Annotated in this window: 13 protein-coding genes; 1 reads left to right on the top strand and 12 read right to left on the bottom strand. The window is 41.2% G+C overall.

Annotated features, from left to right (window positions below):
* Window positions 1-110: 110 nt before the first annotated feature.
* The 7 genes from pnpS to BO219_RS09155 all read right to left on the bottom strand — a co-directional run bounded on the left by pnpS (window position 111) and on the right by BO219_RS09155 (window position 7,351).
* On the bottom strand, window positions 111-1,874 hold the full coding sequence (pnpS, locus tag BO219_RS09185; RefSeq protein WP_077429310.1) for a two-component system histidine kinase PnpS: 1,764 nt from the start codon (window positions 1,872-1,874) through the stop codon (window positions 111-113).
* Window positions 1,867-2,583 carry a response regulator transcription factor gene (locus BO219_RS09180; RefSeq protein ID WP_077429309.1) on the bottom strand — a complete coding sequence of 239 codons (717 nt, stop codon included), beginning with the start codon at window positions 2,581-2,583 and terminating at the stop codon, window positions 1,867-1,869. The genes pnpS and BO219_RS09180 overlap by 8 nt, the downstream gene beginning before the upstream one ends.
* A gap of 91 nt (window positions 2,584-2,674) precedes the next feature.
* On the bottom strand, window positions 2,675-3,145 hold the full coding sequence (locus BO219_RS09175) for a MaoC/PaaZ C-terminal domain-containing protein (RefSeq protein WP_077429308.1): 471 nt from the start codon (window positions 3,143-3,145) through the stop codon (window positions 2,675-2,677).
* Window positions 3,146-3,199: 54 nt separating this feature from the next.
* A complete protein-coding gene (gene mdh / locus BO219_RS09170; protein WP_143271284.1) occupies window positions 3,200-4,138 on the bottom strand; it encodes a malate dehydrogenase in 939 nt (312 codons plus the stop codon).
* A 23-nt stretch (window positions 4,139-4,161) separates the two neighbouring features.
* Entirely contained in the window at window positions 4,162-5,436 is a 1,275-nt protein-coding gene (gene icd / locus BO219_RS09165; protein WP_035020117.1) for an NADP-dependent isocitrate dehydrogenase, read from the bottom strand.
* A 79-nt stretch (window positions 5,437-5,515) separates the two neighbouring features.
* Window positions 5,516-6,634 (bottom strand): citrate synthase, encoded by a 1,119-nt coding sequence (gene citZ, locus BO219_RS09160; protein WP_077429307.1) that lies wholly within the window; start codon window positions 6,632-6,634, stop codon window positions 5,516-5,518.
* Window positions 6,635-6,895: 261 nt separating this feature from the next.
* Window positions 6,896-7,351, bottom strand: a complete 456-nt coding sequence (locus BO219_RS09155; protein ID WP_077429306.1) for a DUF441 domain-containing protein — start codon at window positions 7,349-7,351, stop codon at window positions 6,896-6,898.
* 87 nt (window positions 7,352-7,438) lie between these two features.
* On the opposite strand from BO219_RS09155, the gene ytvI reads away from it, so the two are divergent.
* Entirely contained in the window at window positions 7,439-8,557 is a 1,119-nt protein-coding gene (ytvI, locus tag BO219_RS09150) for a sporulation integral membrane protein YtvI (RefSeq protein ID WP_077429305.1), read from the top strand.
* A gap of 17 nt (window positions 8,558-8,574) precedes the next feature.
* On the opposite strand, the gene BO219_RS09145 is transcribed toward ytvI, so the two are convergent.
* From BO219_RS09145 to accD, 5 genes are all read right to left on the bottom strand, one after another.
* A complete protein-coding gene (locus BO219_RS09145) occupies window positions 8,575-8,967 on the bottom strand; it encodes an FxsA family protein (protein ID WP_309138142.1) in 393 nt (130 codons plus the stop codon).
* A gap of 46 nt (window positions 8,968-9,013) precedes the next feature.
* Window positions 9,014-10,774, bottom strand: coding sequence for a pyruvate kinase (gene pyk / locus BO219_RS09140; protein ID WP_077429303.1), 1,761 nt, complete (start codon window positions 10,772-10,774; stop codon window positions 9,014-9,016).
* Window positions 10,775-10,822: 48 nt separating this feature from the next.
* Window positions 10,823-11,782: a 6-phosphofructokinase gene (pfkA, locus tag BO219_RS09135; RefSeq protein ID WP_077429302.1), complete on the bottom strand. Its 960-nt coding sequence runs from the start codon at window positions 11,780-11,782 to the stop codon at window positions 10,823-10,825.
* 181 nt (window positions 11,783-11,963) lie between these two features.
* Entirely contained in the window at window positions 11,964-12,941 is a 978-nt protein-coding gene (accA, locus tag BO219_RS09130; RefSeq protein ID WP_077429301.1) for an acetyl-CoA carboxylase carboxyl transferase subunit alpha, read from the bottom strand.
* Window positions 12,926-13,798, bottom strand: a complete 873-nt coding sequence (gene accD, locus BO219_RS09125) for an acetyl-CoA carboxylase, carboxyltransferase subunit beta (protein ID WP_077429300.1) — start codon at window positions 13,796-13,798, stop codon at window positions 12,926-12,928. Before accD ends, accA begins: the two co-directional genes overlap by 16 nt.
* Window positions 13,799-13,845: the final 47 nt, after the last annotated feature.

Here is a 13,845-nt window from a genome sequence, read left to right as displayed (position 1 = left end):
TCCTCGCCTATTCCAAGACAATCGGCTTCTTGGATGAAGGGGTTTTCACCTTTTATGTTATCAATATTTTTTTAATATATGGTAAATCGATTGTAAATATATCGTTAAAATTATTCGTCTGCACAAGCGTCTGCACGAAAATGGACAGTGAATGTCGTCCCTATCCCCACTTCACTTTTTACTGAAATTGTTCCATGATGTGCTTCCACTAAATGTTTCACGATCGCTAATCCAAGACCCGTACCACCTGAGTTGCGACTTCGTGCTTTGTCCACACGATAAAATCGTTCAAAAATACGTGGAATTTCTTTTTGTTCAATTCCAATTCCTGTGTCACTTACATGAACGTGTAGCTCTTTATTATCTTTCTCCACATAAACCGTTACGCGTCCACCAGCTGGCGTATAAGCGATCGCGTTATTAATTAAATTAATAAAAATTTGCTTTAAACGATGTAAATCGCCATACATATAACAAAGCGGTGTATTCGATGTACATTCCAATGTGATTTGTTTATCGTTTGCTTTCGCTTCAAGCATGACGATAACTTCCTTCAATACTTCATGCAAGTCAACAACGGATATATTTAACGTAAATCCTTGCTGTTCGATTTTTGACAAATCGAGCAAATCTTGAATTAAATGTTGAAGTCGTTCACTTTCTTTTAAAATAATCGTTAAAAAGTATTCAAGCGTTTGAGCATCGTGCATCGCCCCGTCTAACAACGTTTCTGCAAAACCTTTAATGGACGTAATCGGTGTTTTTAACTCGTGAGAAACATTAGCGACAAAATCTTTGCGCATTTGTTCAAGTTTTTTTAGCTCAGTAATATCATGGAACACAACGATAATTCCTTTCCATTCGTCGTTTGTCCCAATAATTGGCGTTCCGTACACTTCAAAATGTTTCCGTTCAATATCGATCGGAAGGAGCATTTGTTTACGTACATTTACCTCTGTCATAAATATTTCTTCTACAAGTGCAATCACTTCTTTATATGGGAACGCCTCATAATATAAACGATGAACATAGTCAGACGGATCGATATGGAACATTTCTTTATATGCGCGGTTCATTAATGAAATATAGCCACGTTGATCAATTAAAATTAAACCGCTCCCTATATTTTCAATAAGGGCTCGCAAACGATCTTGTTGCATTTCTTGTGTACGCACCATCTCTTGTAAATTCCGCGCCAAAATGTTTAATGACTGGCTGAGCATCCCTGTTTCATCGTCTCTACTTTCATACGTTCTCGCTTTATAATTGCCGCGCGCCAACTCCATCGCTACTTTTGTTGCCGCTTCAATCGGCTTTGTATATTGATTTGTAATTTTAATACCTAATAAAAGAATAATGAAAAAAGCAATGCTTAAGCTAAGCGTAAGCAACAGCCAAATTTGTTCATCTACCCGCTCGATCGCATCCATAGATAAACTCATGACAATATGTCCGAGCTTCTGGTCACGCTGCCAAAATGGTACAGCATAATAATATACATTTTGTTCTTCTTGAAAAATAACAGGACGATCTTCTTGTTTTAGTAACGTTCGAATGAATGTTTTATGACGTTTTTCATCAATTGATACGTAATTGTTTGTATCAAACATGATCTGTCCTTCACGATCAACAATCGTGATGCGCGCCGACAACATGTCGCTAATTGCGTGTAATTGTTGCTTAAACATATTAGATTGGAACGATTTATTTTCCATGTATAAAGCCAAAAGTTTTGCCTCTTTCTCTATTCGATCATGTACCGTGTCTGCATAAAATTTTTGAAACAATTGACCTAATAACAAACCTAGGCCAAACAACACGGATAAAATGACGGAAACAAGCCCAATCAGTAGGCGAGAGCGAAATTTATTCATCCGCTTTCGGCTCCTCCAGTTTATACCCTAAGCCACGTATCGTTTTAATATACACAGGCTTTCGCGTATCATGTTCGATTTTGTCACGCAAATGACTAATATGCACATCGACAATGCGTGTATCCCCAGCAAAATCGTAGTTCCATACTGCACTTAATAATTGATCACGTGTTAAGACACGACCTTTATATTTCGCTAAGTATGCTAGTAGTTCAAATTCTTTCGGGGTGAGTTCTAATCTTTGTTGTGCAAAATAAGCTTCATAACGATCAGGGAAAATTTTTAGTTGTCCGACAACGAGCGAATCGTCACTATGATTTTGCTTTTCCTCTTGCTCATGAATCACCGTTCGACGTAAAATCGCCTTCACACGTGCTACTACTTCACGTGGGCTAAACGGCTTTGTCATATAGTCATCGGCACCTAATTCAAGACCAAGCACTTTATCAAATTCGTCATCTTTTGCTGTCAACATTAAAATAGGGGTCATCACTTTTTGTTGTCGTAGCTGTTTACATACTTCAATCCCATCTAATTTCGGTAACATTAAATCGAGAATGATAAAATCAGGGCGTTCCTCTAACGCTTTATGAAGTCCTTGTTCTCCATCATAAGCTGTCAATACAATAAACCCTGCCTGCTTTAAATTGTACTCTAGCAACGTGACGATCGACTGCTCATCATCGACAACTAACACACGTTTCGACATAGCCATCCTCCAACAACGTAAATTTGTTACATTTTTATTATAACGAGTTATGTGAAAAGAAAAAAAACAAAAAAGAGGCAAAAGCCCCTTTTTAAAAGTTATCTAACGCTTTCTCTTCAACAAACGGATATGGCGGAACGACACGCAATGACCCAACTAATATTTCTTCACCATCGCGGATCGCTTGAACGGAGATATGAATTTCATTATTTTCTTCATCAACAGATGTCACTTCAAATAAAAATTCAACATGCTCATAATGATATACTGGTCGTTTAAATTCAATCGTTTGCGAAACAATATGACTTCCCGGTCCCGGTAAATATTTTGAAACAGCCGATGTAATAATACCTGTTAACATAATAGCTGGTACGATCGGACGTTTCCATGGCGTTTGCGATGCGTAGTCATGTTGAATATAGAGCGGATTGGCATCGTTTGTGAGCCCTAAGTATAACAATAAATCTTTATCTTCGATCGCTTCCGTTAAGACGAGCTTCTCACCAACGGAAATGTCCGAAATTAAACGTCCAATTTTGCGTTTTTTGCTCAGCATACCCATCTCCCCTTTGTTTGACCATATACAAAAATTCGGGGAATCACCCCGAATTTTTTACTATTGTAACACTTTCATCACATTTTTCACTGACTCTACAGATTTTGCTAACGCCGCTTTCTCTTCTTCTGTTAGCTCTAATTCGATAACTTCTTCGATTCCATTGCCACCTAAAATGGTTGGCACACCTAAATAAATTCCTTCATATCCGTATTCGCCTTCTAAATAAGCGATGGCTGGAAGAACTCGGCGCTGGTCTTTTACGATCGCTTCAACCATTTCAGCAAGGGATGCAGCTGGCGCATAATAGGCACTACCGTTACCAAGTAAGTTGACAATTTCACCGCCACCTTTGCGCGTACGTTCAACAATGGCATCTAACCGCTCTTTTGGGATTAACGTTTCAAGCGGAATGCCACCTGCATACGAATAGCGCACAAGCGGCACCATGTCATCTCCATGACCACCTAAGACAAACCCTGTAATATCTTTCACAGATAAATTCAACTCTTGTGCAACAAATGTACGGAAACGTGCGGTATCTAATACTCCAGATTGACCGATGACGCGGTTTTTCGGAAAGCCAGATTCTTTAAAAACCGTATATGTCATCGCATCAACAGGATTTGTTAATACGATAATAAAGCAGTTCGGCGAATACTTGACTACTTCTTTCGTGACCGCCTTCATAATTCCTTGGTTTGTCGTGACTAAGTCATCGCGGCTCATGCCTGGTTTGCGCGCAATGCCCGCAGTGATAACAACAACATCCGAATCAGCGGTATCCGCATAATCCGACGTGCCAATAATGTTAGCGTCGAATCCGAGAACAGGGCTTGACTCAAGCATATCGAGCGCTTTTCCTTTTGTCGGATTTTCTAATTGTGGAACGTCGACAAGAACGATGTCTCCAAGCTCTTTTTGCGCTAAAATGAACGCCGTCGTCGCTCCCGTAAATCCAGCACCGATAATTGAGATTTTTTTTCGTTTCATACCCACGTTCTTCCATCCCCTTTTTTATTTTATTCTCCCATGTTTTGAATGAGAGCATCTGCGAATTCCGAACATTTCACTTCTGTTGCGCCTTCCATTAAACGTGCAAAGTCATATGTGACGACTTTTGAGGCAATCGTCTTCTCCATAGAGTCAACGATCAGTTTTGCTGCCTCATTCCAACCAAGATGTTCAAACATCATGACACCAGATAAGATGACCGACGATGGATTTACTTTATCCAATCCCGCATATTTTGGTGCAGTTCCGTGCGTTGCTTCAAAGATTGCATGGCCTGTTTCATAGTTAATATTTGCACCTGGTGCAATACCGATGCCACCTACTTGTGCTGCCAACGCATCAGAAATGTAGTCACCGTTTAAGTTCATTGTTGCAACAACATCGAACTCGCGCGGACGAGTTAAAATTTGTTGCAAGAAAATATCTGCAATCGCATCTTTCACAATGATTTTTCCTGCTGCTTCTGCTTCCGCTTGCGCGCGGTTTGCAGCTTCTTTTCCGTGCGTTTCAACGATGCGGTCATACTCCGCCCAAGTAAACACTTGATCGCCGAATTCTTGCTCAGCTAATTCATAGCCCCAGTTTTTGAACGCACCTTCTGTATATTTCATAATGTTTCCTTTATGAACGAGCGTGACAGATTTGCGACCATGTTCAATGGCGTATTTAATTGCTGCGCGCACTAATCGTTTCGTACCTTCTTCTGAAATTGGCTTAATACCGATTCCCGATGTTTCAGGGAAGCGAATTTTACGCACACCCATTTCATTTTGCAAGAAATCAATTAACTTTCTCACTTCTGGTGTTCCTTTTGCATACTCAATCCCCGCATAAATGTCTTCCGTATTTTCACGGAAAATCACCATATCTGTATCTTCAGGACGCTTGACCGGAGACGGTACTCCTTTAAAATAACGAACTGGGCGTAAGCACACAAATAAATCGAGCTCTTGACGAAGCGCAACGTTTAATGAACGAATTCCACCGCCTACTGGTGTTGTCAGCGGTCCTTTAATCGCAATTATGTATTCACGAATCGTATCAAGCGTTTCTTGTGGCAACCATTCACCAGTCAACTTAAACGCTTTTTCACCAGCAAGCACTTCTTTCCAAACGATTTTGCGCTCCCCTTTATAAGCTTTTTCCACAGCCGCTTCTAATACGCGAGATGCGGCTGCCCAAATATCTGGACCTGTCCCGTCCCCTTCAATAAATGGAATAATCGGATAGTTTGGAACGTTTAATACCCCGTTTGTAACCGTAATTTTTTCACCTTGCATCACAATAACGACCTCCAAATCATGTAGTGTAAAAAGGTGAGAAAGGCGAGTTTCTCACCTTGAGCAACCACTGTTATGCATGTTATGCACGTTCTTCAAGCGGCACGTATACTTGTCTCGTAGGTCCTGTATATTCGGCACGTGGACGGATGAGACGGTTGTTTTCGTACTGCTCTAAAATGTGCGCAAGCCATCCAGACATGCGACTAATCGCAAAAATTGGTGTAAATAAATCATGATCAATTCCTAAACTATGGTAAACAGAAGCGGAGTAGAAGTCAACATTTGGCGGCAAACCTTTCGTCGATGTAACAATCTCCTCAATTTTCACCGACATATCATACCAGTGTGGTTCACCTGTTAACTTCGTCAATTTCTCAGACATTTTTTTCAAATGTTTCGCACGTGGGTCACCTTGGCGATAAACGCGATGACCGAACCCCATAATTTTCTCTTTGTTATTCAATTTGTTGTGAATGTATGTTTCCACATTTTCAAGTGTGCCGATTTCCGTCAACATTTTCATTACCGCTTCATTTGCTCCACCATGAAGCGGGCCTTTCAATGCTCCAATCGCTGCTGTAATACCTGAGTACACATCTGATAAAGTCGCAACACAGACACGCGCAGTAAACGTTGAAGCATTCAACTCGTGATCCGCATGAAGCACGAGTGCTTTATTAAACGCTTCCTCAGCAATTGGATCTGGCTCTTTACCCGTTAGCATATATAAAAAGTTTGCCGCGAAACTTAAATCTTTGCGCGGTGGCACAGGTTCTAATCCTTTGCGAATACGCGAAAACGCAGCAACAATTGTTGATACTTTCGCCTGTAAACGAATCGCTTTGCGATAGTTCGCTTCGGGATTCATTGCTTCCGCTTCTTCATCGTATAAGCCAAGAAATGAAATCGCTGTACGAAGCGCTGCCATCGGATGAACTTGATCAAGCGGATACATTTTAAAATGATCAATGATTTGTTGCGGAATATCGGCATGTTCCGCCAACTGCTTTGTTAACGTTTCTAGCTCTTCTTTGTTTGGCAATTTGCGATGCCAAAGCAAATAAACGATCTCTTCAAACGTAGCATGTTCTGCTAAGTCATCGATATTATACCCAACATATGTGAGCGTATCATCGATGATTGAACTAATTGTGGAAGTGGTTGCTACAACCCCTTCGAGACCGCGAGTTACTGTCATCTTACATCTCTCCTTTTTTTCTTTTATTCCCCTTTTCCCATGTTAAAACGCGTCGTCGAGCGATTGCTCAAAACGGCTGAATAAAAATGCAAAGAAAATGCTTACATTTTGTTATATATTCACCTAGTCGCTTCACGAAGCGAGCAGGGGAATATACACGATAGTTTCGTACATGCTCCACTATTATTATAAACAATTATCAGACTTTTGTGAACTAAAAGACATCATAATTCAAAAATATTATTATAAAAAAGCAATCAATCATGAAAATATATCCACTATTTTCATGATTACATAAGCAATACCTGCGCCTATTAACGGGCCGACAGCCACTCCTTTGAATAAAGATACGGCTAAAATAGTACCAAGAACGAGCGCAGTCGTTACATGCGGATCTTTCGCAAGCAATGTCACGCCTCCTTTTGCCAACAAAGCAACAGCAATACCCGATAACATCGCAATCCAAGCATAAATTGAGCGAACAGAGTCCGTTAGTTCTTTAAATCCTATTTTTCCAGTTGCAATCGGAACTAAGACCGCAATCGTAATGATTGTTACACCAAGATGGATTCCTTTTTGCTCTAAATACGGCAGTACTTTAGAACTTAATCCGATACTTTTCACAATAAGTAAAAATAGTACAGCGATTATGAGGGATTGATTTTTCGCAATGATACCGACAACGAAAAGAATAAATAAAAAAATAAATGGCTGCATGAAATACGCCCCCTTCTTTGAAACTTTTTCTTTCTTTGCATTGTATATTATAATAGTCATAAATGACAAAAGACGGGAGGTGAGGACATGTCAACTCACTACGTATATCGCTCCCTTCGCTTTTTATTTGTCATCTTTGTCATCATTGCCGGGTTAGCGAGCTTATACTATGTATCAACGCTAACATATCCGTTTTTAATTGCGTTAGCGATTGCTTTCTTTATTAACCCGGTCGTTGATGTATTAGAGAAGAAAGCGAAAATGCCAAGGGCGTTGGCGGTCATCGTTGTTTTAATTCTTTTACTTGCACTCGTTGCTGGGCTCGTTACCCTCCTTGTTGCGGAAATCGTGACTGGAACACAATATTTAGCGACAGTTGTGCCAAATCATTTTCAAAAGCTTGTCATTTATATAGAGCAGTTTGTGGCAAGCCAAATCATTCCGATCTATAACCAACTAGCGACACTCTTTAAAAATTTAGACACGTCTCAACAAGACACGATTATGGCAAACATTCAATCCGTTGGAACAAAAATTGCTACAACGGTCGGGCAATTCATCCAAAATATATTACAAAATATTCCTTCAATCATTGGATGGTTGCCTAATTTTGCAACAATTTTTATTTTCTCGTTGCTTGCCACGTTTTTTATAAGCAAAGACTGGTATCGTCTAAAAGCATTGTTTCAAAAATTGTTACCAACCAAAGTGCAGACGAGTACGACAAAAGTATTTGCCGAATTAAAAAAGGCGCTATTTGGCTTTCTTAAAGCACAGGCGACACTCATTTCTATTACAACACTTATTGTATTAGTCGGCTTGCTTGTGTTGCGAGTAGAATACGCAATTACGATCGCTCTTATTATCGGCATGGTCGATGTTTTACCGTATTTAGGGACAGGATTAGTATTTGTTCCATGGATTGTGTACGCTGCGATGAGCGGCGATACTCATTTTGCGATCGGTCTAGGTGTGCTGTATGTCGTTGTTCTCGTACAACGTCAAGTGATGGAACCGAAGCTCCTTTCCTCGAATATCGGACTCGATCCGTTAGCAACGTTGATCGCTTTATTCGTCGGTTTTAAATTGATCGGGTTTCTCGGTTTAATCGTTGGGCCGGTATTGCTCGTCATTGGGCGAACATTGCATCATGCTGGCGTCTTTCAAGATATTTGGAACTTTATTATCGGAAAAAAAGAAGCATAAGCGGCGAGCTTATGCTTTTATTTTCGAATGTAAATCCATGTTTTTTCATAGAACATCCTCTTCCATAGGCGCACAAGCCACGGTTTTATTTTTTCACGCGCAAATGGGAGAAGTAAAATAAAACCTACTGTATCAGTAATAAACCCTGGCGTTAACAATAACGTCCCACCAACTAAAATACAAACACCATCTAATAGCGCATCGCTTGGTATGCGCCCGTTCATGAACTCATATTTTGCTCGTTGAAACGTGGATAGTCCTTGTTTTTTCGCTAAAAAGACACCGATGATACCTGTTGTCACAATCAATGTAAATGTTGGCCATATGCCAATTGCTTTTCCCGACAAAACAAGAACGACAATTTCTAGCGCTGGAATAACGATAAAAAGAAGAAAAAAGATGTTTCGCACACACATCCCTCCAAAATAATAAAGAAGGGGATGTCCCCCTTCTTTATTATAGCACGCTCGCATGACCGCGATAAATAGCACCGAAGCTTGCATCTACCGTAATGTCTTGTCCATCTTTTAAAATAGATGTCGCATGGTTTACCCCAACAATTACCGGGATCCCTAAGCTTAAACCAACAACAGCCGCATGGCTTGTTAAGCCGCCTTCTTCTGTAATGATCGCCGCAGCTTTTTCTAACGCTTTCATCATGTCTGCATCCGTTGCTGGAGCAACTAAAATACCGCCTTCAACCATTTTTCCAAGCGCTTCTTCTGCTGTTTTGGCTACAACAACTTTCCCGAATGCTGATTTACGGCCAATCCCTTGACCTTTTGCAATCATATCACCGATCATATGCACTTTCATTAAGTTTGTTGAACCTGTTTCTCCAACTGGAACACCCGCTGTGATCACAACGAGATCACCATGTTTCACGATGCCTGTGTCAAGGGCTGCCTCAACAGCAATATCGAGCATTTCATCCGTTGACGTTGCGTGTTGAGCGACGCGTGGATAAACACCCCAAACGAGCGCTAATTTACGCGAAACACCTTCATTCGATGTCACAGCGATAATTGGCGCTTTTGGGCGATATTTCGAAATCATCCGGGCGGTATGACCGCTTACTGTCGGCGTCACAATCGCTGCGACATCTAAATTTAATGCGGTATGAGCAACTGATTGCCCGATTGCATCTGTAATCGTCGTACCGCTCTGTTTGCTTCGTTTCGATAATAAGTCGCGATATTGTAACGCTTGTTCTGTGCGCAAAGCAATGCGATGCATCGTTTGTACCGCTTCGACTGGATAAGCCCCTGCCGCTGTCTCACCTGAAAGCATAATCGCATCTGTTCCGTCAAAAATGGCGTTCGCTACATCGCTCGCCTCAGCGCGAGTTGGACGTGGATTTCGTTGCATGGAATCAAGCATTTGTGTCGCTGTAATAACAGGTTTTCCAAGCGCATTGCATTTTTTAATTAGCTCTTTTTGGACGAGAGGCACTTCTTCCGCTGGAATTTCGACGCCTAAGTCGCCACGAGCAACCATTAAACCGTCTGCTACTTCTAAAATTTCATCAATATTGTCTACGCCTTCTTGATTCTCAATTTTCGGGATGATTTGAATGTGTAACGCGTCATGCGCCTCAAGCAATTCCCGAATTTCGAGCACATCTGAAGCGCGACGAACAAATGATGCAGCAATAAAATCAATACCTTGCTCGATACCGAAACGAATATCAGCAGCATCTTTTTCTGTAATACCTGGCAATTTTACTTTGACGCCCGGAACGTTTACACCTTTTTTATTTTTTAATACGCCACCGTTTAATACTTTTGTTTTTATTTCTTTCGCTTCTTTATCAACAGCCAATACTTCTAAACCAATTAAACCATCGTCTAACAAAATCGTTGAGCCGACATGCACATCGTCAATTAGCCCTTCATACGTAATCGAAAATTTTTCTGGCGTACCGAGCACTTCCGTCATCGAAATAGTGACTTCAGCGCCCGCTTTCAATTCAATCGCACCATTTTCCATGTCATGTGTACGAATTTCTGGACCTTTCGTATCCAATAAAATCGCAACCGTTTTTCCAGTCATTCTCGATGCTTCGCGAATGTTGCGAATGCGCGCTGCATGTTCTTCATGACTTCCGTGCGAAAAGTTGAGGCGGGCAACATTCATCCCTGCCTCAATGAGTTGCACAAGCTTTTCTACACTTTCGCTCGCTGGACCGATCGTACAAACAATTTTCGTTTTGCGCATAAATACCCTCCTACACTTTGCATATGGAAACGATACCATAAATAACCACTAAATTGAAAGTTCTTTTGATAGTTGATACATTTTTTGGTCAACTGTATGTTTTTGTGCTAACGCTTCAATGATGTCGTGGTCGACGAGATGATTGTTTTGAATGCCAACGCAACGTCCACCTTTTCCTTCGAGTAACAATTCCACTGCGCGCGCACCTAAACGGCTAGCAAGTACACGGTCAAACGCTGTCGGTGATCCACCGCGCTGTACGTGCCCTAGCACAGTTACACGCGTTTCAAATCCTGTTGCTTCTTCAATGCGTTTACCGAAATCAACACCGCTGCCAACCCCTTCTGCAACGATGATAATACTATGTTTTTTACCGCGCTCATGTCCACGTTTGAGACGCGCGACTATTTCGTCCATATCATAATCTGCTTCTGGGATTAAAATACTTTCTGCCCCGCCTGCAAGACCTGCCCAAAGAGCAATATCTCCCGCATGACGTCCCATGACTTCAATCACATATGTACGTTCATGAGATGTCGCTGTATCGCGAATTTTATCAATGGCATCAATAACCGTATTTAACGCTGTATCAAAACCAATCGTAAAATCTGTTCCTGGAATGTCGTTATCAATCGTCCCCGGCACACCGACACACGGATAACCGTGTTCTGTTAACTTTTTCGCGCCTTGATAAGAGCCGTCACCACCGATGACAACAAGTCCTTCAATCCCATGTTTTTTCAACTGCTCAATTCCTTTTAACTGCCCTTCTAACGTTTTGAATTCTGGGCAACGAGCAGTATATAACATCGTTCCGCCACGATGAATAATATCGCCAACATCCCCGATTTCAAGCTTTTTAATTTGACCAGCAATTAATCCAGCATATCCGTGATAAACGCCGTACACTTCTAAGCCGTGGTAAATCGCTTTCCGAACAACCGCACGAATAGCGGCATTCATTCCTGGCGAATCGCCACCGCTCGTAAGCACACCAATTCTTTTCATCGCTCTTCACCTCTTTAAAAAAATAAAATAAGAAGTATGACCTCTTACTTTAAGATAACATGAAGGTATATGGAACACAATACATAATGAAATGTTTCACAAAACGTTGATTTTTCTCACTACAACAAGTTTGCTCAAAATCATTTATTTCATGTAAAAAGGCCATCCGATGATGACCTTTTTACATAACCGATACATGTTGTTGAGATTCGATAAAATCGCCAATCTGTTTATATTTTTCGTATCGTTGCACAATCAACTGTTCAGCATGTAGTGGGAGCAATTCACGCAAGGAACGTTTAAGCACATCGTCAATGTATTTCGCTTGTTCATCGACATTTCGATGCGCACCACCGCGCACTTCTGGAATAATTTCATCGATAACACCAAGCTGTTTTAAATCTTTTGCTGTAATTTTCATCGTTTCGGCAGCTTTTTTTGCAAGCGATGCATCTTTCCATAAAATTGCTGCTGCCCCTTCTGGTGAAATTACGGAATACGTCGAATTTTCAAGCATGTGAACGTAGTTTCCGACACCGAGGGCAAGCGCACCACCGCTTCCTCCTTCGCCAATAACAACGCATACAACTGGAACTGTCAACCCTGCCATTTCAAATAAGTTCCGTGCGATTGCTTCGCTTTGCCCCCGTTCTTCAGCAGCCTTTCCTGGATACGCCCCCTTCGTATCAATAAAACAAATAATCGGACGCCCAAATTTTTCAGCTTGCTTCATTAAACGAAGCGCTTTTCGATATCCTTCTGGATGTGGCATACCAAAATTACGACGAATATTTTCTTTCGTATCTTTCCCACGTTGATGACCGATGACAGTCACAGGTAATCCATGATATTTTGCAATTCCTCCTACGATCGCTTCATCATCCCCAAAACAACGGTCACCGTGACATTCGAAAAAGTTTGTAAACAATCGTTCAATATAATCAAGCGTTGTCGGTCGATTCGGATGGCGCGCAATTTGCACACGATCCCACGGGCTTAAGTTCGCATAAATGTCGTTTTCCAGCTTTTCAAGTCGAGCTTCTAATTTATTAATTTCATCGGAAAAGTCAACATCGCGATGCTTTGTAAATTCTTTTAATTCACTAATTTTTTTTCGCAATTCTACAAGTGGTTTTTCAAATTCTAATTCGTATGCCATTCGTCTCCACCTCGCGATTGGTGAATGTCTAATACATTCGTTAACGTGTCTTTTAGGTCATGACGCGGGATCACCGCATCTAGTTGTCCATGTTTCAATAAAAATTCCGCTGTTTGAAAGTCATCTGGCAATTCCTCACGAACGGTTTGTTCAATGACGCGCCGTCCTGCAAAACCGATGAGCGCCCCTGGTTCAGCAAAATTGTAATCTCCAAGCGAGGCGAAACTTGCTGATACACCACCTGTCGTCGGATGAGTCATCACTGAAATAATAAGCCCGCCTTGTTCACTAAACAGTTTTAACGCAGCACTTGTCTTCGCCATTTGCATCAAACTTAATACACCTTCTTGCATCCGCGCTCCACCGGAAGCGGTAAAAATAATAAAAGGTACCGATTTTTCCATCGCTCGCTCAATAGCACGTGCAATTTTTTCTCCGACAACTGATCCCATACTGCCCATACGGAAACGGGAATCCATTACGGCAATAACGATAGGGAAACCGTTTATTGTTCCTTCACCGGTCACGACTGCTTCATTTAATTTTGTTTTTTCGCGATCCTCCTCAACTTTTTCCATATATTGAGGGAAATCGAGCGGGTTTTTAGAAAGAAGGTGACGATCGTATTCATGAAACGTTCCTTCGTCTAACAAACACGCAATGCGTTCAGGAGCAGACATCGGATGATGATAGCCGCACGATATACAAACGCGTAAATTTTTCACTAGTTCTTTCGTATACATGATTTTTTTACACTTCGGACATTTCGTCATAATGCCTTCTGGCACGTCTTGCCTCGCTTGTTCAGATGGAATGGTAGCATATTTCTTCTTTTTGGAGAACAAATCTTTCAGCACATGTTTCCCTCCCCTACTTAGTCCATTTCTACTTTACCGAATAAAAA

It is taken from the genome of Anoxybacillus kestanbolensis (genome assembly GCF_001996285.1).
GTDB classification, from domain to species: Bacteria; Bacillota; Bacilli; order Bacillales; family Anoxybacillaceae; genus Anoxybacillus; species Anoxybacillus kestanbolensis_A.
The sequence above is the reverse complement of the archived record's forward strand: the minus strand, read 5'-3'. Positions and strand labels throughout refer to the sequence as shown.